Origin of the sequence: uncultured Limimaricola sp., assembly GCF_964022235.1 — a bacterium.
GTDB lineage: Bacteria > Pseudomonadota > Alphaproteobacteria > Rhodobacterales > Rhodobacteraceae > Limimaricola.
Genome location: NZ_CAXHZL010000010.1, coordinates 1 through 26,556, shown reverse-complemented (window position 1 = coordinate 26,556; position 26,556 = coordinate 1). Strand labels below are relative to the sequence as shown.

The 26,556-nt window shown below is 60.6% G+C and carries 20 protein-coding genes, 1 tRNA gene and 3 pseudogenes; 20 read left to right on the top strand and 4 right to left on the bottom strand.

Annotated elements, in window-relative coordinates; genetic code table 11:
• Window positions 1–140: 140 nt before the first annotated feature.
• The 6 genes from AADJ02_RS12865 to AADJ02_RS12840 all read left to right on the top strand — a co-directional run bounded on the left by AADJ02_RS12865 (window position 141) and on the right by AADJ02_RS12840 (window position 6,736).
• On the top strand, window positions 141–1,178 hold the full coding sequence (locus tag AADJ02_RS12865) for a rod shape-determining protein (RefSeq protein WP_021693743.1): 1,038 nt from the start codon (window positions 141–143) through the stop codon (window positions 1,176–1,178).
• A gap of 72 nt (window positions 1,179–1,250) precedes the next feature.
• Complete coding sequence (gene mreC, locus AADJ02_RS12860; protein WP_341213415.1) at window positions 1,251–2,204, top strand: rod shape-determining protein MreC; 954 nt, start codon at window positions 1,251–1,253, stop codon at window positions 2,202–2,204.
• The gene (locus tag AADJ02_RS12855) at window positions 2,197–2,730 is read left to right on the top strand and encodes a rod shape-determining protein MreD (RefSeq protein WP_341213414.1); all 534 of its coding nucleotides are present in this window, start codon (window positions 2,197–2,199) and stop codon (window positions 2,728–2,730) included. Before mreC ends, AADJ02_RS12855 begins: the two co-directional genes overlap by 8 nt.
• A complete protein-coding gene (gene mrdA / locus AADJ02_RS12850; protein WP_341213413.1) occupies window positions 2,727–4,667 on the top strand; it encodes a penicillin-binding protein 2 in 1,941 nt (646 codons plus the stop codon). Before AADJ02_RS12855 ends, mrdA begins: the two co-directional genes overlap by 4 nt.
• Before the next feature lies 1 nt (window position 4,668).
• Window positions 4,669–5,808: a rod shape-determining protein RodA gene (gene rodA, locus AADJ02_RS12845; RefSeq protein ID WP_341213412.1), complete on the top strand. Its 1,140-nt coding sequence runs from the start codon at window positions 4,669–4,671 to the stop codon at window positions 5,806–5,808.
• A 1-nt stretch (window position 5,809) separates the two neighbouring features.
• Window positions 5,810–6,736: a glyoxylate/hydroxypyruvate reductase A gene (locus AADJ02_RS12840; protein ID WP_341213411.1), complete on the top strand. Its 927-nt coding sequence runs from the start codon at window positions 5,810–5,812 to the stop codon at window positions 6,734–6,736.
• Window positions 6,737–6,791: 55 nt separating this feature from the next.
• Here the strand turns inward: AADJ02_RS12840 and AADJ02_RS12835 are convergent, their stop codons facing one another.
• Together AADJ02_RS12835 and AADJ02_RS12830 are read right to left on the bottom strand one after the other, a co-directional pair.
• Window positions 6,792–7,571, bottom strand: coding sequence for an SseB family protein (locus tag AADJ02_RS12835; protein WP_341213410.1), 780 nt, complete (start codon window positions 7,569–7,571; stop codon window positions 6,792–6,794).
• A gap of 3 nt (window positions 7,572–7,574) precedes the next feature.
• A complete protein-coding gene (locus tag AADJ02_RS12830; RefSeq protein ID WP_341213409.1) occupies window positions 7,575–8,162 on the bottom strand; it encodes a uracil-DNA glycosylase family protein in 588 nt (195 codons plus the stop codon).
• 348 nt (window positions 8,163–8,510) lie between these two features.
• Here AADJ02_RS12830 and AADJ02_RS12825 point away from each other — a divergent pair, with 348 nt between their 5' ends.
• From AADJ02_RS12825 to AADJ02_RS12760, 14 genes and pseudogenes are all read left to right on the top strand, one after another.
• Entirely contained in the window at window positions 8,511–9,164 is a 654-nt protein-coding gene (locus AADJ02_RS12825) for an ATP-binding cassette domain-containing protein (protein WP_341213408.1), read from the top strand.
• Window positions 9,148–10,887 (top strand): capsule biosynthesis protein, encoded by a 1,740-nt coding sequence (locus tag AADJ02_RS12820; protein WP_341213407.1) that lies wholly within the window; start codon window positions 9,148–9,150, stop codon window positions 10,885–10,887. Before AADJ02_RS12825 ends, AADJ02_RS12820 begins: the two co-directional genes overlap by 17 nt.
• A gap of 79 nt (window positions 10,888–10,966) precedes the next feature.
• On the top strand, window positions 10,967–11,800 hold the full coding sequence (kdsA, locus tag AADJ02_RS12815) for a 3-deoxy-8-phosphooctulonate synthase (RefSeq protein WP_341213406.1): 834 nt from the start codon (window positions 10,967–10,969) through the stop codon (window positions 11,798–11,800).
• A gap of 143 nt (window positions 11,801–11,943) precedes the next feature.
• Window positions 11,944–12,018: transfer RNA gene (locus AADJ02_RS12810), tRNA-Gln, on the top strand.
• Between the two features lie 77 nt (window positions 12,019–12,095).
• Window positions 12,096–14,099: a site-specific integrase gene (locus AADJ02_RS12805; protein WP_341213405.1), complete on the top strand. Its 2,004-nt coding sequence runs from the start codon at window positions 12,096–12,098 to the stop codon at window positions 14,097–14,099.
• Between the two features lie 303 nt (window positions 14,100–14,402).
• A protein-coding gene (locus AADJ02_RS12800) for an IS3 family transposase (RefSeq protein WP_341213404.1) occupies window positions 14,403–15,508 on the top strand; the annotation gives its coding sequence in 2 pieces (ribosomal slippage) (window positions 14,403–14,664 and window positions 14,664–15,508; 1,107 coding nt in all).
• Window positions 15,509–15,555: 47 nt separating this feature from the next.
• Window positions 15,556–16,447, top strand: a pseudogene (locus AADJ02_RS12795) (IS481 family transposase); the annotation flags it as partial.
• A gap of 241 nt (window positions 16,448–16,688) precedes the next feature.
• The gene (locus AADJ02_RS12790) at window positions 16,689–17,978 is read left to right on the top strand and encodes a hypothetical protein (protein ID WP_341213403.1); all 1,290 of its coding nucleotides are present in this window, start codon (window positions 16,689–16,691) and stop codon (window positions 17,976–17,978) included.
• 186 nt (window positions 17,979–18,164) lie between these two features.
• Entirely contained in the window at window positions 18,165–18,854 is a 690-nt protein-coding gene (locus AADJ02_RS12785; RefSeq protein WP_341213402.1) for a hypothetical protein, read from the top strand.
• Window positions 18,855–19,231: 377 nt separating this feature from the next.
• Window positions 19,232–20,074, top strand: coding sequence for a hypothetical protein (locus AADJ02_RS12780; RefSeq protein ID WP_341213401.1), 843 nt, complete (start codon window positions 19,232–19,234; stop codon window positions 20,072–20,074).
• A gap of 52 nt (window positions 20,075–20,126) precedes the next feature.
• Entirely contained in the window at window positions 20,127–21,542 is a 1,416-nt protein-coding gene (locus tag AADJ02_RS12775) for a hypothetical protein (protein WP_341213400.1), read from the top strand.
• Between the two features lie 93 nt (window positions 21,543–21,635).
• Window positions 21,636–22,601: pseudogene (locus tag AADJ02_RS12770) on the top strand (IS481 family transposase); the annotation flags it as partial.
• A 623-nt stretch (window positions 22,602–23,224) separates the two neighbouring features.
• The gene (locus tag AADJ02_RS12765) at window positions 23,225–23,761 is read left to right on the top strand and encodes a hypothetical protein (protein ID WP_341213399.1); all 537 of its coding nucleotides are present in this window, start codon (window positions 23,225–23,227) and stop codon (window positions 23,759–23,761) included.
• Between the two features lie 46 nt (window positions 23,762–23,807).
• Window positions 23,808–24,980 (top strand): hypothetical protein, encoded by a 1,173-nt coding sequence (locus AADJ02_RS12760; RefSeq protein ID WP_341213398.1) that lies wholly within the window; start codon window positions 23,808–23,810, stop codon window positions 24,978–24,980.
• A gap of 174 nt (window positions 24,981–25,154) precedes the next feature.
• Here the strand turns inward: AADJ02_RS12760 and AADJ02_RS12755 are convergent.
• Together AADJ02_RS12755 and AADJ02_RS12750 are read right to left on the bottom strand one after the other, a co-directional pair.
• Window positions 25,155–25,397 (bottom strand): annotated as a pseudogene (locus tag AADJ02_RS12755) (transposase); the annotation flags it as partial.
• Window positions 25,339–26,325: an IS110 family transposase gene (locus AADJ02_RS12750; RefSeq protein ID WP_341213397.1), complete on the bottom strand. Its 987-nt coding sequence runs from the start codon at window positions 26,323–26,325 to the stop codon at window positions 25,339–25,341. The pseudogene AADJ02_RS12755 and the gene AADJ02_RS12750, both read right to left, overlap by 59 nt.
• Window positions 26,326–26,556 lie beyond the last annotated feature (231 nt).

The following is a 26,556-nucleotide window of genomic DNA, read 5'->3' as shown; positions in this document are numbered from 1 at the left end:
GCGGCAGTGCGGCGAAAATGCGCTGACGCGAAGGTGGGACGGCCCTTTCCGCGACGGGCCGCTATGCCTATAAGGCGCGAGGTCCGCAGGCTTTTGGAGTCGTGGATCATCACAGCACTGGGAACGGGATAGATCACGCCATGTTCGGATTGGGCAGCTTGTTTTCGTCTGACATGGCGATCGACCTCGGAACGGCGAACACGCTGGTCTACGTCAAGGGACGTGGCATCGTGCTCTCCGAGCCGTCGGTGGTGGCGTATCATGTCAAGGACGGGGTGAAGAAGGTTCTTGCCGTCGGAGAGGACGCCAAGCTGATGCTGGGCCGGACCCCCGGCTCGATCCAAGCGATCCGGCCGATGCGCGAAGGCGTCATCGCCGACTTCGACGTCGCCGAGGAGATGATCAAGTACTTCATCCGCAAGGTGCACAAGCGGACGACCTTCTCGAAGCCCAAGATCATCGTCTGCGTGCCGCATGGTGCGACCCCGGTCGAAAAGCGCGCGATCCGCCAGTCGGTGCTCTCGGCCGGCGCACGGCGCGCGGGCCTGATCGCGGAACCCATCGCGGCCGCGATCGGATCGGGCATGCCGATCACCGATCCCACCGGCAACATGGTCGTCGACATCGGCGGCGGCACCACCGAGGTGGCGGTGCTGTCGCTGGGCGACATCGTCTATGCCCGTTCGGTGCGCGTCGGTGGCGACCGCATGGACGAGGCAATCGTCAGCTACCTGCGTCGTCAGCACAATCTACTGGTGGGCGAGGCCACGGCCGAGCGTATCAAGACCCAGATCGGCACCGCTCGCATGCCCGACGACGGGCGGGGCCAGTCGATGCAGATCCGCGGCCGCGACCTGCTCAACGGCGTGCCGAAGGAAACCGAGATCTCTCAGGCGCAGATCGCCGAGGCGCTGGCCGAGCCGGTGCAGCAGATCTGCGAGGCGGTGATGACGGCGCTCGAAGCGACGCCGCCGGATCTCGCCGCCGACATCGTCGACCGCGGCGTGATGCTCACCGGTGGCGGCGCGCTTCTGGGCCAGCTTGATCTCGCACTGCGCGAACAGACCGGTCTGGCGATCTCGGTCGCCGACGAGTCACTCAACTGTGTGGCGCTCGGCACTGGCAAGGCGCTGGAGTACGAAAAGCAGCTGCGTCATGTGATAGACTACGACAGCTGATCGCGGCGCCCTCGGGGCGCCCTGCCCCATGTCCGGGGGCGACATGCCAATTCACGAGGGGGTGCGCGCTCCTTGGCACGACCACGAAACAGCGGCGAGGAGTTTGCCCGCCCGATCCGCAGGCTGCTGGTCGGGCTGCTACTGCTCGCGCTGATCGCGCTGTTCGCGCTGTGGCGCATCGACAGCCCACGCGTGGAGCGGATGCGCGCCGAGGTGACCGACCGGGTGCTGCCCTCTTTCGACTGGGCGCTGGTGCCGGTCACCGGTCTGGTGACCATGGCCTCCAATTTTCAGAGCTACGCCCATCTGCACGAGCAGAATCAGCAACTGCGCCGGGAGTTGCAGCAGATGCGCGCATGGCGCGAGGCGGCGCTGCAGCTCGAGCAGGAAAACGCCAAACTCCTCGATCTCAACAACGTGCGGCTCGACCCGCGCCTGACCTACATCACCGGGGTGGTGATGGCCGACAGCGGCTCGCCCTTCCGCCAGTCGGTGCTGCTCAACGTCGGCGCGCGCGACGGCGTGCTCGACGGCTGGCCCGCGATGGACGGTATCGGTCTCGTGGGGCGGATTTCGGGCGTCGGCCGCGCCACCAGCCGTATTTTGCTGCTCACCGACACCTCGAGCCGGATCCCGGTGACGATTCAGCCCTCGGGACAGCGCGCGATCCTTGCGGGCGACAACACGGTCTATCCGCCCATCGACTTTCTCGAGAACCCCGACCTCGTGCGCCCCGGCGACCGGGTGGTGTCCTCGGGCGACGGTGGCATGTTCCCGGCCGATTTGCTGGTGGGTCAGGTGACGATGGGGGCCGACGGGCGGCTGCGTATCCGGCTCGCCGCCGATTACGAGCGGCTGGAATTCCTGCGGGTGCTGCGCAGCCATCAGGCCGAGACGCTCGACGAGAACGGTCGCCTGATCGTGCCCGAGCCGCGCGAGGTGTTCGGCCCGCCCGCTCCTGCCCCCGAGAGCCTTACGCTGGTGGACGAGACGCCCGAGCCAGGCGCGGAGACACCCGATGGCTAATCCGCGCCCGACCACGCTCTGGCTGGGCCGTCTGGGCGTCGCGGCCTTGGCTCTCGTGCTGATCATTGCCCGGCTCCTGCCGCTCGATACGCTGCCGCCGCGCTGGGCGGGGCCGGACCTGCTCCTCGCGGTGGTGCTGCTATGGACGCTGCGGCGGCCCCGGCTGCTGCCGGTCTGGCTTGTCGCGGGGATCGTGCTTCTGGCCGATTTCCTGTTCCAGCGCCCGCCGGGGCTGGTCGCGGCGCTGACCGTGATCGCCACCGAGATGCTGCGCCGCAGACATCAACGGTTGCGCGCCGGCGGTTTTGCCACGGAATGGATTGCGGCGGGGCTTGCGGTGGTGGGCATCCTCGCGAGCGCGCAACTGGTGATGCTGATCGCCGTGATCCCGACCCCGCCGGCCTCGCTGGTGGCGAGCCAAGCCTTGGCGACGGCGCTGGCCTATCCGATCATCGCCTTCGTCGCGCGCTGGCTGTTCGGCGTCGCGCGCAACCCGACCGACACCCGCCGGAGGATCTCCGCATGAAACGCCCGCCCAAGGAAACCGCCGAGAGCGCCCGCGGCATCGGGCGACGCAGCCTCGTCATCGGGGTCTCACAGCTGGCCATGATCGGCGTGCTGGGCTGGCGGATGCGCTCCATGCAGGTCGAGGAAGGCGAGATCTACCGCACGCTGGCCGAGGAAAACCGCATCAACATGCGGCTGATCCCGCCGTCGCGCGGGCTGATCTTCGATCGCAACGGCGTGCCGCTCGCGGTCAACGAACAGAACTACCGCATCATCATCACCCGCGAGGATGCGGGCGACGTGGATGACACGCTCGACCGCCTGGCGCGGCTGATCTCGCTGCCCGAAGGCGCGGTCGAGAGCGCCAAGGCCGAGATGAAGCGACGCCCCGGTTTCGTCCCCGTCACCGTGGCCGAGCGGGTGCCGTGGGACGACGTGGCCAAGGTCACGGTCAACACCCCCGCCCTGCCGGGCATCACCGCCGAGGTGGGCCTGTCGCGGCATTATCCGCGCGGCTCCGACACGGCGCATGTGGTGGGCTACGTGGGCCCCGTCTCGGACTATGACCTGTCGAAGATGGACAACCCCGACCCGCTCATGCAGATCCCGCGCTTCCAGATCGGCAAGACCGGCGTCGAGGCCAAGTTCGAGGAGGAACTGCGCGGCTCGGCGGGCACCAAGCGGATCGAGGTCAACGCCACCGGCCGGGTGATGCGCGAGCTCGACCGCGAAGAGGGCAAGTCCGGCGCCGACATCCAGCTCGCGCTCGACAGCAAGCTGCAAAGCTATACCGAAGCCCGGCTCGAGGGCGAAAGCGCCTCGGTGGTGGTGATCGATCTCGAGAACGGCGACCTGCGCGCCGTGGCCTCGGCCCCCACCTTCGACCCGAACCTCTTCGTGCGCGGCATCTCCGGGCCGGACTGGCGCGGGCTCAACGAGAACAAGTATCGCCCCCTTTCGGCCAAGACCGTGCAGGGCGCCTATCCGCCCGGCTCCACCTTCAAGATGGTGGTGGCGATGGCGGCGCTGGAATCGGGGCTCGTGGGTCCCGAGGACACCGAATACTGCCCCGGCTACACCGAGGTCGGCGGCTCGCGGTTTCACTGCTGGAAGCGCGGCGGCCACGGCAACGTCAACATGCACCGTTCGCTGCAGGAGAGCTGCGACGTCTATTACTACGAGGTCAGCCAGAAGATCGGCATCGACCGCATCGCAGAGATGGCCCGGCGGCTTGGCGTCGGCGTGCCGCTCGACGTGCCGATGTCGGCGGTGAGCGAGGGCGTGGCCCCCGACACCAAGTGGAAGCGCGACCGCTACGGCGAAAGCTGGCGCATCGGCGACACGGTCAACGCCTCGATCGGCCAGGGCTATGTGCTGGCGACGCCGCTGCAGCTTGCGGTCATGACCGCCCGGCTCGCCACGGGGCGCGAAATCTCACCGCGGCTGGTGCGCTCCATCGGTGGCGTGGAGCAGCCCTCGGGTCTGGGCGAGCCCATGGGCCTCAACGAGAACTACCTGCGCCGGGTGCGCGCGGCGATGAGCGATGTCTCCAACGCCCAGCGCGGCACCGGTTTTCGGGCGCGGATCGTGGCCGAGGGCATGCAGATGGCGGGCAAATCCGGCACCAGCCAGGTGCGCCGCATCACCGCCGACGAGCGCGCGCGCGGCGTCACCTCGAACGCCGACCTGCCGTGGGAGCGCCGCGACCACGCGCTCTGGGTCAACTTCGCCCCCTACGAGAACCCGCGCTTTGCGGTGTCGGTGGTGGTCGAACACGGCGGCGGCGGCTCCTCGGTCGCGGCCCCGATCGCGCGCGACGTGACGCTGCAGGCACTCTACGACGGGGCGCCGCCGCTCGAGGCCTACCCGTCGAACCTGCGCGACGAGATCGCCGAGCAGCAAAAGCGGATCGAGAACCACGTCGCGCGCGGCATGACCTCCTCGGACAGGGCCTGAGATGAGCTACCTCGAAGCGAATGCGAAGTTCGTCCCCAGCGGCTTTCGTAAGCTCCTTTACCTGAACTGGCCGGTGGTGCTCCTGCTCGCCGCCGTGTCGGGCTTTGGTTTCTTGATGCTCTACTCGGTGGCGGGCGGCTCGCCCACGCCGTGGATGGAGCCGCAGATGAAGCGGTTCGGCGTCGGCATGGTGGCGATGATCGTCGTCGCCATGGTGCCGATCTGGTTCTGGCGCAACATGGCGCTTCTGGCCTATGCTGGCTCTCTGGCGCTTCTGGTCGCGGTGGACATGTTCGGCACGGTCGGCATGGGCGCGCAGCGCTGGATCGATCTCGGGCCGATCCGCCTGCAACCTTCCGAGCTGATGAAAGTCAGCCTCGTGATGTTTCTGGCCGCCTATTACGACTGGCTGCCGCTCAGGCGCACCTCGCATATCTTCTGGGTGCTGCTGCCGGTGGTCTTCATCTCGATCCCGACCTTGCTGACGCTGGCGCAGCCCGACCTCGGCACGGCGCTGCTGCTGTTGATCGGCGGCGCCACGGTGATGTTCGCCGCAGGCGTCCACTGGGCCTATTTCATGACCGTGATCGCCGCCGGCGTCGGGACCGTCTATGCCGTCTTCGTTTCACGGGGAACACCTTGGCAGCTTCTCAAGGACTACCAGTACCGGCGTATCGACACCTTTCTTGATCCGTCCAACGACCCGCTAGGCGCGGGCTATCACATCACGCAGGCCAAGATCGCGCTGGGATCGGGGGGCTGGACCGGGCGCGGTTTCATGCAGGGGACGCAGTCGCGGCTGAACTTCCTGCCCGAGAAGCACACCGACTTCATTTTTACGACCCTGGCCGAGGAGCTGGGCTTCGTCGGCGCCTCGACGCTGCTGGTGCTCTACTCGCTGATCATCTTCTTCTGCGTGGTCTCGGCGGTGAACAACCGCGACCGCTTTGCCGCGCTCGTCACCATCGGCATCACCATGACCTTCTTTTTGTTCTTTGCCGTGAACATGTCGATGGTGATGGGCCTCGCCCCCGTCGTAGGCGTGCCGTTGCCGCTGGTGAGCTACGGCGGCTCGGCGATGCTCGTGCTGCTTCTGGCCTTCGGCCTCGTGCAGAGCGCGCATGTCCACAAGCCGAGGTGAGATGAAGATCCTGTTCTCCGCGCCCGAGGACGATTGGGGCGACTATCGCGACGTGTTGCCGGCGGCCCTGGTCGAGGCCGGAATCGGGGCCGACGTGGTGCGCGAGGCGGCGCCCGAGACCGTCGACTACATCGTCTATGCGCCCAACGACCGCCTGCATGATTTCGCGCCCTACACGCGCACCCGCGCCGTACTCAGCCTCTGGGCCGGGGTCGAACGGATCGTCGGCAACCCGACCCTGACCCAGCCGCTGACGCGCATGGTCGATGCCGGGCTGGAGCGCGGCATGGTCGAATACGTGACCGGCCACGTGCTGCGCCATCATCTCGGGATGGACGCGCATGTGGTGAACCCCGCCCGCGACTGGCACCCCGCACCGCCGCCGCTTGCCGCCGACCGGCCCGTCACCCTGCTGGGCCTTGGCGCGCTGGGGCGGGCCTGCGCGCAGACGCTGGCGGGCCTGGGATTTCCGGTCACGGGCTGGAGCCGGACGGCCAAGAAGATCGACGGGATCCTTTGCCTGTCGGGTGAGGATGGTCTTGTCGGAGCGCTGAGCGATGCGCAGATCGTGGTGGCCCTGCTGCCGCTGACAGCCGAAACCGAGAACCTGCTCGATGCCGATCGCCTCGCCCTGCCCGCCCGCGGCGCGGCGCTCATCAACCCCGGTCGCGGGCGGTTGATCGACGACGACGCCCTCCTCGCCGCGCTCGATGCGGGCTGGATCGGCCATGCGACGCTCGACGTGTTCCGGACCGAGCCGTTGCCTTTGGACCATCCCTACTGGCGCCATCCGCGCGTCACCGTCACGCCGCACGTCGCCTCTGCCACGAGGCCCGGCACTGCGGCGCGGGTGATCGCCGAGAACATCCGGCGCGCGGAAGCGGGTGAGCCGCTCTTGTACCTCGTGGATCGGGCGCGCGGGTATTGAGACCGGGCGCGTGTGGCGACCGATCGATTTGAGTATTCTAGGAGTAAACTGGCCGTCAGTGCAGGCGCGGCGGCTTTTCGGGGTCCATGCCGGGGGCCTTGGGGCCGGGGGCCACATGCGGCTGCGGCAGCTTGAGCCGCAGGCCCACGCGGGCGATGCGGCGCGCGGTCTCCGATGCGCTGTCAAGAAACGTAACGTCGAGCGCGCCCTCCTCCAGCCCCGAAAAGGTCAGCGCCTCGCCAACGGCCACCGCGAGACCGCGCTCGGCCACGGGGGCGGGATCGAGAAAGGCCAGGAGCGGGGCTTCGCGCCCGTCGGCATATTCGACCCGGACAAGCCAGGCCTCGCGCGCCAGACCGCGCGCCGAAGCAAGCTTTTCATCGAGCGCGGCAAGCAGGTTTTCCGGAAAATCCTTGGGCGGGTTCACCGCCACGGGCCGGTCGGCGGCCTCCTGTGGCGCATGAGTGAGCGTCTCGGCCAGCCAGGTCAGCGCCTCGGGCGGCAGCAGCCGAGCCGAAGATGCGATGCGCGGGTTGAGTGCGAGACCGATGCCCTGCGCGCCCAAGATCTGTGCCAGCGCCCGGCCCGGCACGGCGGCGTGAAACGCGGCGGTGCCGGCGTATTCGGACAGGCGCTCCTCGCGGTCGAAGGCCACCGCGTAGCTCTGGCCCGCCTCCTCGATGGTCACCGGGGTCACGCTTTCGTCGTCGGCCTCGTCGGCCAGCAGCATGTAGAGCTCGGCGTCCGCGAGCCGTCCGTAGTAGCGCAGCCGTGCCGCGTCATCCTCGGGGGCGGCATCCATGGCGGCCGAAGCCACGTCGAGACCGGTTTCCATGAGCTAGTCCTCCATAACCTCGCGCACGCGGGTCTTCAGGGCGGGGAGCACCTCCTCGCCGAACCACGGGTTGCGCTTGAGCCATGCGGTATTGCGCCATGAGGGGTGAGGCAAGGGAAACACGTCAGGCCCGTGGTCGCGCCAATGCCGCACCCGCTCGGTCACGCCCGCGCCCTTGCCCAAGTGCCAGTTCATCGCGGCCCCGCCGATCAGCACGGTGAGACGGATGTCGGTCAACTCCGACAACACGCGGTCGCGCCAGACCTGAGCGCAGACGGGTGGCGGCGGCAGGTCGGAGCCTTTGGCGTCATATCCCGGAAAACAGAAGGCCATGGGCACGATGGCAACGCGCGAGCGGTCGTAGAAAGTATCTTCGTCGAGACCCAGCCAATCGCGCAGGCGGGTGCCGGATCGGTCCCAGAACGGGGTGCCCGCCTCATGCACCCGCAGCCCGGGGGCCTGACTCGCGATCAAGAGCCGGGCGCCGGGGCGAAACCAGACGACAGGCCGTGGCGCATGCCGTGTCGCGGTGGCGGCAAAACGGTCGGCACAGAGGCGACAGGCTGACAGATCGGCACGAAGCTGCTCCATCACCGGCCACCTCTGTCGTTGTGGTCGTGCGGCAACCGGGATCAGCCCCGGCGACGGCCGCCCAGAAGCTTGCGACCCAGTTTGTAGAGGGCGAAATACTTGACGAGCTTGCGCATGATGATGTCCTTCCGGGTGTTACTTGGGCAACAAACGCGCAAGCCTCTCAGAAGGTCCGTGTCCCGAGGGGCGACCGCCGCGGGATCTAGGCGCGATTTGGGAAACATTCGTCCAGTTTGGTAAGGATTTTGGCGTCCTTTCGCCATAAAGCAGGAATAGACCGAAACCGGGGTGACCTTGATCGGACCTCGGCGGTTGGGCATGCATATCGGGGATCAAAGCGGGGAGCGGATGCTCGAATTCAATCAGGTCAGCAAGTCCTTCTGGACCGGCACGCAGCGCAAGGTCATTCTCGACCGGGCGTCGTTTCGCGTCGAACTGGGCCGCTCGCTCGGCATCCTCGCACCCAATGGCACCGGCAAGACGACGCTGATCAACATGATGGCCGGGCTCGAAAAACCCGACGAGGGCACGATCACCAGAGGCTGCCGCATCTCGTTTCCGCTGGGCTTCATGGGCGGCGTGGTGCCGCGCCACACGGCGCGCGAGAACGCCCGCTACATCGCCCGGCTCTATGGGCTCGACCCCGACTACGTCGAGGCCTTCTGCCGCTGGCTCTGCGGCATCGAGGAATATTTCGACCGGCCCGTCGGCACCTACAGCCAAGGCATGCGGGCGCGCTTCACCTTCTCATTGATGCTGGCGCTCGACTTCGACATCTACCTCATCGATGAGGGGATGCCGCAGACCACGGATGCCGAGTTCAACCGCAAGGCGGGCGAGATCCTGCGCGAGCGGCTGGAAACCACGACTGTCATCATCGTCTCGCACCAGCCCCAGACGCTGGAGCGTTTTGCGAGACACGCGGCGGTGCTGCAACACGGACGGCTGCATATGTTCGACAGTCTCGAGGAGGCGCGCGAGCTTTATGACTACCAAGCCTAAGGTGACCCGCTACCGGCTGCGCGCCGGAGCACCGCTCGCGCCGCGTCTCGCCGATCCCGCCGCGGCCAAGACGGTCGCGGACGCCGCGCAGCGCGCGCCGCGACCGCCGGGCTCCGCCGTATCGATGCGGGTGACGCAGCAGCGCCTGCCGCGCCCTGATGTCACGACCGATCAGGGCAGCCTGTTGGAGGGAGAGGCCGTGGCCCGCGACGACACCCCCGACGAGGCGGCCCCTGCCCGGCCGCAGGTGGCCCCGCCGCCGGTCGCGGAAAGCGCGCCCGATGCCGAGCAGGAGATCGACCGCATTCGCCGCGAGGGACTCAGCGGTCGGCAGCTGCGCATGGCGCGCCGCGTGGCCCAGAAGCAGGGGCTCGACGTGGCGTCTGATTTCGACGCGGTGCGCCAGCTGCGTGTGCTGGGCGTCGATCCGTTCCAGCGATCGAACATCATCGAACTCGTGGTGCCCGCGCAAGACGAAGAGATCGCCGCCACCGATGCGCGCGTGCAGCTGCCCTCGACCGTGTTCGAGGGCGACAGGCAGTTGCCCTCCACCGAGAAAATGGACCCGGCCGAGCGGCGCGGCTCGGAAATTCGCACCATCCAGCGCGACCTCGCCCGCCGCCGCCGTCGTCGGATGGCGCTGCTGTGCCTGCGGCTCTCGCTGTTCGTGCTGCTGCCCACGGTGCTGGCGGGGTATTACTTCTTTGCCGTGGCAACGCCGATGTTCGCCACCCGATCGGAGTTCGTGATCCAGCAGGCCGAGCCGCAAAGCGGCGCGGGCCTCGGCGGCCTGTTCCAGGGCACCTCGATGGCGACGCAGCAGGACAGCATCACCGTGCAGTCCTATCTGACCTCGCGCGCCGCCATGGTCCGGCTCGACGAGGAGGAAGGCTTCAAGGAGGTGTTCTCGGACCCCGAGATCGACCCGCTGCAGCGCCTGCCGCAACCCACCACCAACGAGGCGGCCTACAAGGTCTATCAGGACCACGTGAAGATCTCCTACGACCCCACTGAGGGGATCGTGAAGATGGAGGTGATCGCCCCCGATCCCGATACCTCGCAGCGGTTCTCCGAGGCGCTTTTGGGTTATGCCGAGGATCAGGTCGACCAGCTCACCAGCCGTTTGCGCAACGATCAGATGCAAGGCGCGCGCGACAGCTACGAGACCGCCGAGGCGCGCCGTACCGACGCGCTCGCCAACTGGCTGCGCATCCAGCAGGAGGTGCAACAGATCGATCCGGTGGGCGAAACGGCGGCGCGCACCAGCCAGATCTCGACCCTCGAAAGCCAACGCCAGCAGCTGCAGCTCGAATTGCAGACGAGGCTCGCGGTGCGCCGTCCCAACGAGGCGCAGGTCAATTCGATCAGGAGCCAGATCTCGGGCATCGAGGCGCTGATCTTGGAGATGCGCCGCGAGATGACCGAAGCCTCGGAGGTGGGTTCGTCGCTGGCCGCGCGCAACACCGAGTTGCGGCTGGCCGAGGAAGACTACGGCTTTCAGACGCTGCTGGTGCAGCAGGCGCTGCAGCAGATGGAGGCGGCGCAGATCGAGGCCAACCGTCAGGTGCGCTACCTGTCGCTCGGGGTGGAGCCGGTGGCCCCAGATGAGGCGACCTATCCCAAGGCGCTCGAGAACACGGCGCTGGCCTTCCTGATCTTCGCGGGCATCTACCTGATGCTGTCTCTCACGGTATCGATCCTGCGCGAACAGGTCTCGAGCTGAGCCTCGGCGTGGGCGGCGCGTGACGCCGCCCGCCGTGCGCGTTAGACCGGGGCCGACAGCATGCGAAAGGCCCTACCCCATGATCGACGTCCAAATCGGCCCCCTCACGGTCGGCAACGACCGCCCCCTCACCCTGATCGCCGGGCCCTGCCAGCTCGAATCCTCCGACCACGCGCAGATGATCGCGGGCCGGATGGCCGAGGCCTGCGCCGCCCACGGCGCGCAGTTCGTGTTCAAGGGCAGCTACGACAAGGCCAACCGCACCTCGCTCTCGGGCAAGCGCGGCCTTGGGATGGAGGCCGGGCTCCGCGTGCTTGAGGACGTCAAGCGCGCCATCGGCTGCCCGGTGCTGACCGACATCCACGGCGCCGATCACTGCGCGCCCGTGGCCGAGGTGGCCGACATCCTGCAGATCCCGGCCTTCCTGTGCCGTCAGACCGATCTATTGCTGGCGGCAGGCGAAACCGGCGCGGTGATCAACGTCAAGAAGGGCCAGTTCCTCGCTCCGTGGGACATGGCCAACGTCGCCGAAAAGGTCGCCTCGACCGGCAACAGTCGCATCCTGCTCACCGAGCGCGGTGCGTCGTTCGGCTACAACACGCTTGTGGCCGACATGCGCTCGCTGCCGACGATGATGAAGACGGGCTACCCGGTGGTGATGGACGCGACCCATTCGGTGCAGCAGCCCGGCGGCCTGGGTGGTGCCTCTGGCGGCCAGCGCGAGTTCGCCCCCGTGATGGCGCGCGCGGCCGTGTCGCTCGGCATCGCCGCCGTGTTCATCGAGACGCACGAATCCCCCGACGCCGCGCCGTCGGACGGCCCTAACATGGTGCCGCTCTCGCAGATGCCCAAGCTCGTCGAGACCTTGATGGCTTTCGACCGCCTCGCCAAAACCGACCCGATCCGCATCTGATCCCGCCTCTGCGGCGGGCCTGCCCCACAGCCGGCCCGCATGCCCTGCAGCCGCGACCCAAGCTGCCCTCGCGGAAGATGAAAAAACCACGAAATCCGGTCTTGAACCCCCCGAACGACAAGGTTAGACAGCGCCACACCTGCTGGGGTGTAGCCAAGTGGTAAGGCATCGGTTTTTGGTACCGTGTATCGTAGGTTCGAATCCTACCACCCCAGCCAGGTTTTCTCCAAGTCATTGATATTGTTGATACCCCGAAATGTGACTGGGGCATGTCACACAGAGCTGTCACACCACGATGCAGCACTGGATGACGGGGATCTCGGACGGCCTGCTCTCGATGGAGGGCGGCATGACCGCAATGAACCATGCCTTCCGAAGAGGCGCCGTCTATACGTGGCGCCGTCGACTACCCCGCTCGCTGGTCGGGCGTGGAGCGCCTGCCGTGATGCAGTTGAGCTTACAAACCTGTGGATTACCGGCCGCTAGGCGCCTCGCCGCTATTGTGACAGCGCAGAGCGAAGCTGTATTTTGGGCCATGGAACACGAAAACCTTTCCCCCGAAGAGGCCCGGCGTTTGCTGGAGCATAGCTTGCGCGACGCGCAGGCTAAGATTGCAAAGCAAGAGCTTCTAGCTCTCGCAGATGGCGCGCCGAACGCGGTCAAGGCGGAACGGCGGGCCGATCTCGTATCGGGACAGGCGCATAGGCTGATGGCGACACGTGGCCAGTCAGCACGTCTCAGCGAACAGGACCGGCAGTCGCTTGCGCGGGAGGGACTGAGCGAGGAGGAATGCAGCTCCATCGCTGCCCATATGGACGTTCTGAGGGACGCGTATTTTTCTCGATCATGGGCGGGCCTGATCGGTCGGAAGACCTCCGAGGCCATTGGCCGACGGAACCTGTCAGCCCTCGATCTGGTCACTGCTCGCCAGATCATTCTCAAGGGACGCGCTGCGGCTTACCTCGAAAGCGCAGCCTTGAACGCTTCCGACGACATCAGCCCCGAGATCACTCTCGCTGCTGAAATCAGGAGGGAGGCAATGACCGCGGCCTATGCCCCTCCTAGCGCGGATCCTGCGATGGATCGCGGTACCCACCCATTACCGGTCCAGCCCGCAGCAGGTAACGAGGCTTGCACGACTGAGCGCTCGGACATTGCATTGACGACCACGGAAACCAAGGAAGACGTGCCTTCCGATGACCTCGAATACGATAGTCGGATCTACGCAGTCTGTGCTCGTTTGGTCGATGACAAAATTCGTGACGGCGTCGACGAGAAGTTTCAAACGCAGATCGTGACCACAGCCCGAATCCTGCAGCAGGTCACAGGGATCAGCGATATCCGAAACCTGAACCATAGGCATTGCGCGCGCTTCAGGGATTCCCATTACAAGCTTCCCAAAAGCTGGGGAAAAAGCCCGAAGGATCGTGACCTCACGGTGCCGCAGATCATCGAGGCTGCAGCGGACCTGCCCGCCGAGAAAAGAGGTCTGAGCGCTGCAACGATCAACCGCAATCTTGGCCTGCTGAAACAGTTGCTCGACAGAGCGGAAAGCGACGGCATTCCGGTCAGCTCAAGCATTAAGCTAGACAAGCTGCGTGTTCGATCCCACCGTCGAGCCTGGGACGACCGAAAGCCATTTAGTCTTAGCGAGATCCGCAAGGTTTTTGAGCATCCTGTCTGGACGGGCTGCCACGGACCCACCCGCCGCCTGCGCCTTGGCGAGAAAATCATCAAGGACGGCCTGTTCTGGATTCCCCTTATTGCCGCATATACCGGCGCCCGCCGTGCGGAGATCGCGGGCCTCGCGATCGAGGATCTCCGTCAGGACGAGAATGGCCTTTGGTTCTTCGATATCCGCTTTACGCACCTCCGCCGTCTCAAGAACGAGGCCTCGATCCGCAAGGTACCGGTTCACAGTCACCTCATCGAGCTTGGCTTGATCGAGCACCTGAACGCCCAGAAAAAGTCAAAAGTTGCAGAGCTATTCCCTGACATGCGGCCGAAGCATGCCAAAGGCACCTTTGGTGATCGGCTCGACCGGAACTGGAGAATGATCGTGACGCAACAGCTCGGGAACGATGACAACGACAATTCGCCCGAACAGGTTTTCCACTCTCTTCGCCACTATGTGGTCAACCAGCTCAAACGGGATCCTGAACTCAAGGCAGGGTACGAGAAGGACATCGTCGGGCACGCGGGACGGGACGAAACCGAGGAGCGCTATGGGGATACGTTACCCATCAACATCCTCAAACCCGCCATCGAACGCCTTCCACGAGTGTTCGCACTCGACTGACAGCACTGAGTTCCACATATCTGCCCATATTCGATCGAACACACCTAGTTCGGCAGCAAGAAGTTGCACCTACGACTTGGACCGGCCGTTCGTACTATGTGCAGCAAGGGACCGGAAGCAGCCCGAAGCGGACCTCCATGCTGCGTGCAGCGTACAGTACCCGGGTCAAAGACCTCTACGTGTCTGCTGGCAGAGATCCGACGGCCGCTCCTGCTCAGTAGCTGCTCTGCCCCCTGAAAACGCGACCGCCTGAAGCTGGAGTTTTCGACTAAGCTTGGCCCGGCTGGGACGAGGAGCGAAGCCATGAAGTCATCGAAGTTTTCAGACGCACAGAAGGCGTTCGTCTTGAAGCAGGGCGAGGAAGGCACGCCGGTTGCCGAGATCTGCCGCAAGGCCGCGATCAGTCCGGCGACCTACTTCAGCTGGAAGAAGAAGTATGCCGGCCTGCTCCCGGACGAGATGCGACGCCTGAAGCAGCTCGAAGACGAGAACAACCGGCTGAAGAAGATCGTCGCGGACCTGACCTTGGACCGGGAAATGTTGCAGGACGTCATCCGCCGAAAGCTCTGACGCCTGGCCGTTTGCGCGAGCTCGTCACCGGGATGTGCGTCGATTGGGGCGTATCGATCAGGAAGGCCTGTGGGGCCATCTGCTTCGATACCTCCACCTACCACTACAAGTCCCGGCGGACGGACCAGGCTGCCGTCGAAAGGCGGATCAAGGAGATCTGCGAAACGCGGGTGCGCTACGGCTACCGGCATGTCCATGTCCTGCTGCGCCGAGAAGGCTGGGTGATCAACATGAAAAAGACCCGGAGGATTTACAACGAGTTGGGCCTTCAGCTGCGCAACAAGCATCCCAAGCGCCGGGTGAAGGCCAAGCTGCGCGAGGACCGGCAGGAGGCGTCCGGGCCGAACGAGGTCTGGGCGATGGATTTTGTCCATGACCAGCTCGCAACCGGCCGCAAGCTGCGTATTCTGACCATCGTCGACACCCATTCGCGCTATTGCCCGGCCACCGATCCGAGGTTCAGCTATCGCGGCGAAGACGTGGTGCAGACGCTGGAACGGGTCTGTCGCCAGACGGGCTATCCGAAGACCATACGCGTCGACACCGGCAGCGAATTCATCTCGCGCGACCTCGATCTGTGGGCCTATGCCAACCATGTCACGCTGGACTTCTCACGGCCCGGAAAACCCACGGACAACGGCTTCATCGAAGCGTTCAACAGCAGGCTTCGGGCGGAGTGCCTGAACGCGCATTGGTTCCTGACGCTTGCCGATGCCCGCGAAAAGTTGGAGAATTGGCGCAGAGACTACAACGAGGTTCGGCCGCACAGCGCGATCGGATACAACGTCCCGATCGACATCCATAATCCCGGTGGCGCCACCAGCCTGTCACCGGAATGAAGGCCGAAAACTTCAGATCCCGGCGGTCCAAGGTTGGGTCCTAGAGCAGTAGTGAAGAGAGCGTAAGGCAGCTTGCCCGACACTACGGGATCAGCCCGACGACGGTGCAGAAATGGCGCAAGCGCGCCTCGACGACCGACCTGCCGATGGGACCGGCAGATCCCCGCTCGACGGCGCTGAGCCCAGAGGAAGAGGCCGTCATAGTAGCATTCAGGCGGTATTCTCTGCTGCCTCTCGACGATTGCCTCTATGCCCTGCAGCCCAACATTCCCCAGCTGACGCGCTCTTCGCTGCACCGCTGCGCAGCGGCATGGCACCAGCCGGCTGCCCGACATGGAGGGTGACGAGCCGAAACGGCAGAAGTTCAAACAATACCGGATCGGCTATTTCCACATGGACATCGCCGAAGTTCGGACCGCCGAAGGAAAGCTGTATCTCTTTGTGGCTATTGATCGAACCAGCAAGTTCGTGGTGGCTCGGCTCACTGAGGCGAGCAGAAAAACTGCTTCGGAGTTTCCGGAGCTTCTGAAGGCGGTGCCTTACCGCATTCATACGATCCTTACCAATTACGGCATTCAGTTCGCCGATCAGCCTCGCAACCGCAACACCGCCGCCTCACGGCTCATGCAGTTTGACATGATCTGCGAGGCCAATGGGATCGAGCACCGGCTGACCCAGCCGAACCACCCCTGGACCAACAGGCAAGTCGAGCGGATGAACCGGAAGATCAAGGACGCCACGGTGAAGCGCTATCACTACGACGATCACGCGCAGCTCGAACGCCACCTCGCCCTGTTCATCGACGCCAATAATACGGCGCGGCGCTTGAAGACGCTCAAGGGACTAACGCCGGCGCAATTCATATGGCGAGAATGGCAAACTAACCCCGACCTGTTCCACCGAGAACCGTGCCACTTAACCTCGGGACCATACACCTAACGCAATGTTCCCGCGCTGTCGAAGGCTCCGGAAAGACGGGCAAGCGTAGAACAAACATATTAGACGGATCGAACCTATTACACGACAGATTGCGACAACAAGAAGATCGCTCGCGACACATTCAATACGATAAAAATCCATCGGCAGCACGCATAAGATGTGGTATGCTTGCCGAGTATCGAGTTTCAAAGTTAATGTCAGAGGACGCGCTTCCCTCGGCACGAGACTAGTGAGATAATTTATGTACAAGCTGGCCGCAAGGTTAATAATACCCAGAGCCTCCCTCACTCTATTTGCCTCACTTTTTATCAACGTCACCGCTGCCGTGGCCCAGTGCGAAAGTATAATTACCACAGACCAATTCAACCGATTGACAGCATCAACGGGCGGCGTTGCGAATATCACATGGCCGGATGGTGTGTTTCCGATTGGTCACCCAATGAATATACACATCAAGAACACACCTGCGGCAGACAGGTCACTAAGATATCGCGCGTGGGTCCGTCTGGCCAACGACGTATCCGGCCCCACCCCTTTGAACATTACAGCGGTGTCGACAGACATTCAAACAGGGGGCACAAATATCCAGTTAGAATTATCCATTGAACCAAGCCAATCACCTTGGCTCACAGCACGAACAGTAATCCTTGTAACAGCGTGTGAGAGCGGGGCAGGAAATAGTGAAGAATTGCACTCCTTCGCGTCCCTAGAAAGCTCTGTCTCGACATGGCTACTCGGGGTACTCGCCACCACAGCGGCACTCATTATATCTGTGAGTGTAGCAATAGTTGGCGCGCAAGCAGTAGAAAAACACTCATTAGATCGGCGCAACGAGAGGATGTGGGGCTTAAACGGATTATTTGTCGACCATCGCGATAAAATGAGTTTGAGCCACTTTCAGATAGCAGTATTCTCAATCACAGTCCTTCTCGCAGTAGCCTACGTATTCGGCAGAACGCGCGAACTCAGCGACCTTTCGGAGGACGTGCTCTTTTTGTTAGGCATCTCAGCCACGGGGGCCATCAGCGGGCGCGTAAGCGATGTACTGAAGAACCGCCTCGACTGGGAGAACTGGGCATGGTTGAAATTCACGGTAAAAGCGTTTCCAAGTGATGAGCAATCGCCGCGCCCTAGATGGTCTCAACTAGTAAGCACCAATGGTAGATTCGATTTATATCGGTTCCAAGCTTTGACGTTCACCCTACTCGTCGCTCCGGCATTCGCGATCAAGTCGGTCTATTCTCTCGGCGACGCAAACATCCCTGTGGGCATACTCGCTGTCCTGGGGCTAAGCCAAGCAACCTACCTATTTGGCAAGATTGCAGAACCACCGACGATTTCTGACTTCAATAAGCGGGTTAGTTTCATGCGACAAACCTTTACTGACCAAGAGAGGTCAGTCTCTGATGAAGAGTGGGAACGCTTCAAGCATGAATTCACTGCAGCTATGCAACTACCTTGGTCCGACGTAGCCATTCGTCCATTGAGCAATGGACTGGCGGAAGACGCCGAAGATATCAAGGTCAAATAATTGATTTAAGCGAAAGACGAGCAAGTCTGGAATGACCCGATATTAATATAGAGCAGGAGGTCAGCGGTGGCTATATGCGAAGTGTGCAGAAATAGCATTCCCCCTGGAGCAGTGCGATGCGCAGAATGCGGGAGTTACCAGGGTTGGCGCCACGCTTTTTCTTGGTACGTCCCTGCCGCGAGTGGATTGATCGCTACCTTCCTAGGAATTCCTGCTCTTTACGGCATCTACAAGGAACTGAGACATGTGGAGAGAAGCAACGTTCAGCTTCTATCTGCCGCATTTAGCGATAACGCCCTCGAAACTCAACTCGTCAACCTAAGCCGAAAGCCGGCCATTGCATACAGAGAGATGTCATGCATGGAGCACGGCGTGGAAAAGCACCCGATAAAGCTAACGGTGTATGGCAAAAAAGAGAACAGCAGTTCGCCGCTTTCAAATATTTATATCCCCAATGAATCAACGGAAGCAGTAAGTATAAAATGGGACACATGGAATGCTGAAGTTATAGAAGCGAAGCATACTTCATTAGACGAAAGTTCCTTGATCGAAATAGAGGAATCACTAAAATATATAGCCAAGAACGACTACAACGAGTCGGACATGTCGAGCACTAGAATCGCCGAACGAATCATAAAGCATTTAGGCCAAGGGAATTGGACGCCAATGAATGAAGTTTTTAACTACCACCTTTCCCTAACTGCAAAACTTTTGGCCGCTGGTGTAAAAGATCTTCGAGAAGACTATAATTTTAAATGCCGCATCTCGGGCCGAGATGATGTCGAGGAAGTAGAAATAGGATCTATAAATATATCTTTTAGCGCAGGAAGTTATTCAGAGCCTGTAATAGCGGGGGCGTTCGGCAATTCTGAATAGCCGCTCCACAGACCCATCCCTCGTCCCGTCCCCGACCCAACCATTGCCGACCAGCTCTGAATATGCCCGCTCGGCTCCAGACTTTTTAGCTTCACCCAACGCCACGTTACCCCATAAGCCCTTCAGAGACCTGGGTTCATTGAAAATTGCAGTCCACCCCATCAATTTCAACGCCGCCTATTGATATTGAGAAAATTCCACCCCACTTGGCGACGCGGGTCGCCAAATCGAAATCGACGAACTGCCGCCACACATAAATACAGGGCAGTATAGCGCTTCAATAGCGACCCAAAATAACAAAATGGGGCATCCGAGACCGTACGACAGAAACTCCCAACGCGTAGATAGGCGAAATACATGTTTTTACCCCCCCCCCCATGAATAGGGAAAAAATAAATCGAACAGGAAACAACGCTTATCGGCGCTGCTGCCGGAAATGCTTCGCAGTGCTTGTATTTCTTGCATTGTCGGCCTGCACTCCCCCGCGAGGGGCAGCACAATTCATCCAGTATACAGAGGCATTTTCGGCTTCGCGACAAGCGTCTGAAGCGCTTTTTGACTTAGTTGAGGTAGCCGAGCGCGATCAGGCGAGACTGGCCTACAACGCTGAACTAGCGGAGTTTGATCCATCGCGACCCTATCTCTATTCAGATCTGGCTGCTCCGCCGCTCGCGAGTGAGTACCGCACGAGCTTTAATGTGATCTCCCGTTATAACCAGCTAATGGTTGCACTAATCACTGGTGAGAGTGCTGGTGTGTTGCTGACCCAAGTCACGGAACTAGAAACCAGTGCTCTGGCCATTGCGGCAACGGCCACATCGACCGCGCGGCTTCAAGGCCTGGCCTCGGTTATGGAGGTGATCTCAGTTGTCGCCAGAGATGCCGTGGCAGTTCGGGATCGCAGAGTCGTTGCCGCAGAGCTTGCTCAGAGCGCTGACGCCGTCATGAGGCTTATGAGGACAATGCGCTTGGGCGCTCCAGATATTTACAACCTCCTGCGCGCTACTGCTGGCAGCGATAACGATAGTACCCGGCGTAGACTGGTAGCTGACTGGATTGTCCTAATGGACCGTAACATTGAAGCTTTGCAAGCCGCCGTAATCGCATCGGAAAATACTTCCCGCGCGTCAACTGAATTTCAGTCGCTACAGGCGAGAATGACTGAATTACAAAATGCTGCTGACAGTATAAAGGCCAGCCTAGCGGAGCTTGCGAAGTAGCACAGTGCTGTCGTTCAAAGTGTAGCGTGAAGTCTTTGGAGCAGAATGCAAGATGTCCCTATCCATCCATGACATGCATCTTTTAGTGGAAGCCCTAGAAAGCGAGCTTGCGGCCGCTACGGCCGCTAGTGACAATGCCCGCATCGCGGATCTTCAGGTTTCGCTCATGGAGATGAAAGTGCTCAGGGCACAGCTAATGATCGCAAAAACCGAGGCCTTCACCCCACAACTCGCGGCGTCACGCGCCGAAGTTGAGGTTGCGATTTCAAGCATCCGTAGCAAGACTGGGCTGTCTTCAGTGCGCAATTTGACAACACAGCTTGGAATCCAGCCTCCGAACCGAGCCGGCGTGAGTAGCGACATTCTGGAAGACCTACCAAAGGAACCTCCAGTTGCATCGATGAACGATTCCGGACCAGCCCTGACGGGAGGCCCCTCGACCTTTGTGGCGGCCCGTAAGATTCGGCCGCAAGCAATCCTCTACACCGATGATGCGGGCCGGGATTTCCTGCGAATCGCAGGGTCGCGATCTTGGCGCAATTGCAATCCCGGCAACATCCGTAAAGGCAACTTTTCCGCCAATAATGGTGGAATAGGAGATGACGGATCCTTTGCAATTTTTCCAAGCAGGGAAATTGGGCGCGATGCCATCGAAGCGCTCTTGCGCGGGCGTAGCTACGGGCCACTAACAGTGGAAGCCGCAATCAATCGCTATGCCCCGCCTTCTGAGAACAATACTGACACCTATGTGCGATTCGTCCTAGAGCAGACTGGGCTGAAACGAACCGACGTTCTTGACAATCTTAAGATCGCCGAGATCCGATCAGTGATTAGTTCCATCGAAAAAATGGAGGGTTGGAGGCCCGGTGAGGAGAGACCGCATCTACCGGCAAGCGGATTCGATAGAAACAGCCCGCTTATCAAGGGCGGAACCAGCGACCAGGGAACTTCCGCTGCCGTTGGAGCAGCAGCGGAATGGATGGACATCGCGTATACTGAGGCGGCACTAGCTCCGGCGCTTCGGTCTGAAGTTCCGGGCCCAGGTAGTAACCCACGTATTCTAGAGTACTTTCGCGTAGGTTCCGGCTGGTTCGATCCCATAGAGGGTGACGAGGAAGAATGGTGCGCTGTCTTCGTCAATTTCTGCCTGGAGATGAGCGGGCATGTGGGCACAAATCATCCGGGGGCGCGCTCTTTTTTTTGGAACAAGAGGAATCAGTTCATTCGACTTTCCGGCCCGCGAAAATTCAGCATCGGCGTTCGTCGCTATGATTTTAGCCATCCAACTTGGGAACACGGGTCGGGCCATGTTGGATTTGTCGTTGATTATACATCAACCCACGTAACGCTCCTCGGAGGAAATCAATCTGATACGATCACTGAACAGAGATACCCGCTTCGCACAGTCGATAGCCAGGGAGCTATAACGGCAGATTTCGTCGCGTTTATGATGCCAGTTATTAACTAGATGTTCCATCCCGGATGATCACATAAGCCCTCGGCGATCTGCGCTGTTCATGGCAAGATCGGTTCTGAGGGATGTCCCGGGCGGAGCACGATCATGCTGATCCATCTTCACAAGCAAGCCACGACGACGCCAAGGATACGGGCCCTGATCCAGGCGAGCACGGAGCCTGCGCCGGTTCTAGCGGAACGCTTCGACATTACGGAGCAGACCGTCTACAAGTGGCGCAAGCGCGACAGCGTCGAGGATCTCAGCCACACGCCGCATCGGCTACAAACGACGTTGACGCCCGCGCAGGAAGCCGTCGCGGTGGCCTTGCGCAAGACGCTGCTGGTCTCGTTCGATGACTTGCTGGCGGTGGTGCGGGAGTTTCTCAATCCGAACGCGTCACGCTCGGGTCTCGACCGCTGCCTGCGTCGGCATGGCGTGGGCAACCTGCGCGATCCGAAGGCTGAGGTCCCTCGGCCGAAACACAGCGCCTTCAAGGCCTATGAGCCCGGCTACATCCACATCGATGTGAAATACTTGGCCCAGATGGCGGATGAAACATCATGGCGCTACCTCTTCGTAGCGATCAACCGGGCGACCCGCTGGGTCTTTATCCGCATCTTCGAAGCAAGGACTGCGGCCAACGCCCGCCGCTTCCTTCGGGATCTTGAACGAGCCTGTCCCCTCCGCATCCGCACCATTCTCACGGATAATGGCAACGAGTTCACCGACCGCCTGTTCGGCCTGCGCAAGCGCGCCGCAACGGGCGCGCATGAGTGCGACACGCTCTGTGAGGCCCTCGACATCAAGCACCGCCTGACACCGCCGAAATCACCGCAGACCAACGGCATGGTGGAGCGGTTCAACGGCCGCATCGAGGAGGTGCTGCAAAGCCACCACTTCCGGTCGGGCGAGGAACTGGAGACAACGCTTTACCGCTATGTCTGGCTCTACAACCAGCAGCTCCCTCAATCAGCCTTGGGAAGCAAGTCGCCCTTGCAGGCGATGAAGGACTGGCACAATCTCAAGCCAAAGCTGTATAAGAGAAAGCCATACTACCTGCTGGGATGTGACACCTACCTTCCTGTCAAGCGACGTGCTACGCTTCAGGCCGCAACATGCATTGGGCCGCAAAACATAGACTGCTTGCCGTATCGCACTGCAGAGTTAGCTAACGGAAAAATATTGGAAGCACTGAAGCATCAACAAGACGAACTAATTCAAAGCACCCCTGAGACATACCTCCCAATGCTATCGAAACGTCTCCGTGGCGGAAAAAATGGATCTCAAAAAATCTGCAAAATGACAATCAGGATGCGCCATGCTATTGTTTCATTGATTCTATTAACAACTCAGGCGGCGCCGGGGCTTAGTCAGGAAAATTACTTCCGCATCACAAAAGATAATTTCGAATGCATTTTAAGGTATAGGCATGTGTATGAGGGTTTCGATACTAACCCGATCTACGTTATTGTAGATAAGTGCCAGCCCGATGGGCCATCTGAGCCCGCCTCACTACTGGACACGATTAGGAACGAGGCGCCTGATATCGAGATCTCTGATGACGCTGGGGAGTTCGATGGCTTCTTAGTGCTCTCGTCTGAAGTGTTTGCCTGCTTGGCACGCCTTGACATCCCTGATGCTGAAGTCTTTCAAGTATTTCCCGGTGAACCAGAATGCAGGATTGAGATTGAGTAGTGCCCGAATACCCGAAACTTGAGATTTCAGTAAAATTAGCGGCAACTCTAATAGCCGCTTTCGGGGTCGTAGCGTTTTTTCTTGATAGGTCGCATGCACGTACGACGTCTGAAAAGAACATGTCGCTGTCATTTATCGAGAAATTCGCGTCATCCGATGTTATCCAAGCCCGAGGCCGTTTGCTAACTTACTGGCAAAATTATCCGGAATTCGTAGACTATTCTCGAGAAAATAGCCTTAGCTCACGTGAGTATACTAATTTTGTGCGCGCGACTTATCCGGCCCGCGACGATCGTGGGGAAGTTGACAAGGCATTGTTCAGGATGCAGGTATTCTTCGATGAGCTGTCCTATTGCTATTATTCAGGTATATGCGATAATAACATCATTGATGAATACTTTTGCGACTATGCGGTTAACTTCTCGAATGTTTATGGAGCATTCTACGGCCTTCTGGCTGAAGAAATTGGGTCAAAACCCCTCGATCAGAAGGTCGGGCTTTTTTCATCTCATTGCACGCGGCAATCTGACCTGTGAGAATGCCTAGAGGCTAGACCCAAGTCGCGGAAGTCGAGTAGCAGTGATGCCCCAATTAAGCAGAATTTTGATTGGCTTAGCCTTTTTTCCGCAGGCGCCCCTCTGCCATGCTGCCAGCTTTACCCCCATCGGCCCAATGGGCCCATTGGATTACGACGCCGTGATCGAAGGCACATGCTCGATTGAAATGAGCGGGACCGTTGCACAAGGCGATGCTGAAAGATTGGCCGCGCTCATGAAGGAGATGTGGCTCGAACGTGATGGCTTCGTGCCTGAAGCGGCAGATTGGATTGACGGCTCAGACGAAGCAATGGCGATTTGCTTGAAGGACAGCGGTGGTGGAGACTTTGCTGCGGGTGTTGAATTAGCCAACGAAATTTCAGATCTTGGACTTACGACCTTTGTCCCAGAGGGGGGACGATGCGAAAGCGCTTGCGCTATTGCCCTTCTTGGAGGTGTCTTCCCGTACTTCAATGAAGGCCTTTTGCCCTATCGGGGCATGCATTCTACTTCGACGGTTGGGTTTCACGCGCCTTCGATTGAGCTGAAAGGTGGGACAGTTACTGCCGCCGCAATCAACGAGGCGTACGCAGCAGCGGCGGAGAGTATATACTCTCTGTCTGAACTTAACCGTTTGACATCGAACGGCCTGACCATGATGGGCATTCAGGTGTCATCGGACATATTGAATATTATTCTGTCCACTCCGGCAGATGAGATGCGCTACGTCGAAACTTATTCGGACGCTGCTGTTTTTGATATTGCCATTTTTGATCGACGACACACCATGGATGAAAGTAAAGTGTTCAGGCTATGTCTGAACGCAATGTACTGGTGGCGTCCGTCTGTCTTCCAGAAGGGCAACGTTTCTTTGCTTCAAGAAACTCAGATGTTTTCACCGAAAATTCTTCGTGAGGAGGGGCTTACTGATGCAGACCAAATGATCGAGAAAAGAATCGAAAATGATCTTCATGGAGTTGAGACCCGAAGGGTTCAGAAGCCATGGGGCGAAGAAAGCAATACAGTTGTCGAGTTTTTTGGAACTTGGAACGATTTGCAAACCTGCGAAGTGCATCATTCTGGGTTCGATAAGAATGGATGGGCTGGCGACGTTGTCTATCGAGGCGCGGATGGTGATATTGTAGATCTTGGACGGTTTAGGGCTTGGCATGCCCTTCCACTTGGACACCCCATAGCAAGCAACTGGGGCCGCCGGTAAGAGAAACGCCAAGAAGGGGTATTCTCTTACGGTAGCTGTTCCATCCCGGATGCTCACATAATCCCTCGGCGATCAGCGCTGTTCATGGCAAGATCGGTTCTGAGGGATGTCCCGGGCGGAGCGGGAGTGTCCTGAACTTTGTGTATCCGGGCTGGTCCATGCGGTTTGGGATACTCAAGCGTCGAAGCGCTCGCCAAACATTATGGCGAACTGATTTCGGGCCGCAAACCATTCCCGAACGTTTCGCCCGTCCCTCTCAAAGTTACGGATGGCGAGGTAGATCAGCTTGGTCGCGGCCTCATCCGTTGGGAAGGACCCACGCGTCTTGAACGATTTCCGGATCACGCGGTTCAGATTTTCAATGGCGTTGGTCGTGTAGATGATCTTGCGGATCGCCGGATCGAAGGCAAAGAACGGGCTTGCGAGCCAGAATGCGTCCCAGCCAGGAGTTCACTGCGGGCGGTCGGACTTTGCACTCTGAAATCACCGCCATCGCGCCGATGATCAGCAAACGCCGGATATCACGCTGACCGGACTTGCTCGTGCGCCCGAGCCTTTGCTTGCCACCGCTCGAATGCTGCCTTGGCACGAGCCCCAGCCACGCCGAGAAGTCGCGGCCCCGTCGGAAGTTCTCCATTGGTGGTGCGAAGGCAGCCAAGGCCATGGCGGTCACAGGACCAACACCGGGCATCTTCTGCATGCGCGCGGAAAAACGCGATCGCCGGCTGGCCGCCGATATCTGAGCGTCTATCTCTTCGATGCGCCGAGACAGGTCGACGACCAGGTCCAGACAAAGTTGCGCCATCTGGCGCACGGGAGCCGGAAAATCAGCCGCGCCATCTTCAGGATCCAGCATCGATCGCAGCTTTTCGACGTTCTCTCGACCTTTACCTGCGATGAGGCCGAACTCGGCGAGATGACCGCGCAGAGCATTGATCGTTTGCGTGCGCTGGCCGACCAGCAGATCCTTCGACCGAATGACCATGCTCAGCCCCTGTTGCTCGACCGTCTTAATCTCGACGAAGCGCATGGTCGGACGGGTCGCTGCTTCCACAATCACCTCGGCGTCCGCCATGTCGTTTTTCTGGGTTTTCACATACGGCTTGACGAACATCGGTGCGATCAACCGCACCTCATGGCCGAAACCCGTCAGCATGCGAGCCCAGTGGTGAGCCGTGGCGCACGCCTCCATCGCGACGCGACAACGAGGATGTGCCTCCATGAAAACCACGAACTGCTTGCGTGACAGCTTCTTCCGAAAGACGACTTCGCCGTCAGCGGTCGCTCCGTGGAGCTGAGACACCTGCTTGGCCAAGTCGACGCCGATGATTGATACTTCCTTCATTGCGCGATCCTTCTGATCCGATCTGGACCATCGTGGCACAAGTGCCGTCAGGAGAGGCTACCCAACCCATCATCAACGCCCTGCAAGGGCTCGCTCTCGATCAAGCTCAAGCGCGCAGGCTGGGATGACGACTTCCTTCGGAAGCTTCTCGATGGGTTAGCCTAGACGTGAGGCCAACTGAAGCGCCCCGGTTTTGTCGGAGGCTTCAACTCCTGAGTAAGGTGGAGCATG

Coding starts and splice junctions, on each gene's coding strand:
- AADJ02_RS12865 (WP_021693743.1), top strand. CDS start 141: ATGTTCGGATTGGGCAGCTTGTTTTCGTCTGACATGGCGATCGACCTC.
- AADJ02_RS12855 (WP_341213414.1), top strand. CDS start 2,197: ATGGCTAATCCGCGCCCGACCACGCTCTGGCTGGGCCGTCTGGGCGTC.
- mrdA (WP_341213413.1), top strand. CDS start 2,727: ATGAAACGCCCGCCCAAGGAAACCGCCGAGAGCGCCCGCGGCATCGGG.
- rodA (WP_341213412.1), top strand. CDS start 4,669: ATGAGCTACCTCGAAGCGAATGCGAAGTTCGTCCCCAGCGGCTTTCGT.
- AADJ02_RS12840 (WP_341213411.1), top strand. CDS start 5,810: ATGAAGATCCTGTTCTCCGCGCCCGAGGACGATTGGGGCGACTATCGC.
- AADJ02_RS12835 (WP_341213410.1), bottom strand. CDS start 7,571: ATGGAAACCGGTCTCGACGTGGCTTCGGCCGCCATGGATGCCGCCCCC.
- AADJ02_RS12830 (WP_341213409.1), bottom strand. CDS start 8,162: ATGGAGCAGCTTCGTGCCGATCTGTCAGCCTGTCGCCTCTGTGCCGAC.
- AADJ02_RS12825 (WP_341213408.1), top strand. CDS start 8,511: ATGCTCGAATTCAATCAGGTCAGCAAGTCCTTCTGGACCGGCACGCAG.
- AADJ02_RS12820 (WP_341213407.1), top strand. CDS start 9,148: ATGACTACCAAGCCTAAGGTGACCCGCTACCGGCTGCGCGCCGGAGCA.
- kdsA (WP_341213406.1), top strand. CDS start 10,967: ATGATCGACGTCCAAATCGGCCCCCTCACGGTCGGCAACGACCGCCCC.
- AADJ02_RS12805 (WP_341213405.1), top strand. CDS start 12,096: ATGCAGCACTGGATGACGGGGATCTCGGACGGCCTGCTCTCGATGGAG.
- AADJ02_RS12790 (WP_341213403.1), top strand. CDS start 16,689: ATGTACAAGCTGGCCGCAAGGTTAATAATACCCAGAGCCTCCCTCACT.
- AADJ02_RS12780 (WP_341213401.1), top strand. CDS start 19,232: ATGAATAGGGAAAAAATAAATCGAACAGGAAACAACGCTTATCGGCGC.
- AADJ02_RS12775 (WP_341213400.1), top strand. CDS start 20,127: ATGTCCCTATCCATCCATGACATGCATCTTTTAGTGGAAGCCCTAGAA.
- AADJ02_RS12760 (WP_341213398.1), top strand. CDS start 23,808: ATGCCCCAATTAAGCAGAATTTTGATTGGCTTAGCCTTTTTTCCGCAG.
- AADJ02_RS12750 (WP_341213397.1), bottom strand. CDS start 26,325: ATGAAGGAAGTATCAATCATCGGCGTCGACTTGGCCAAGCAGGTGTCT.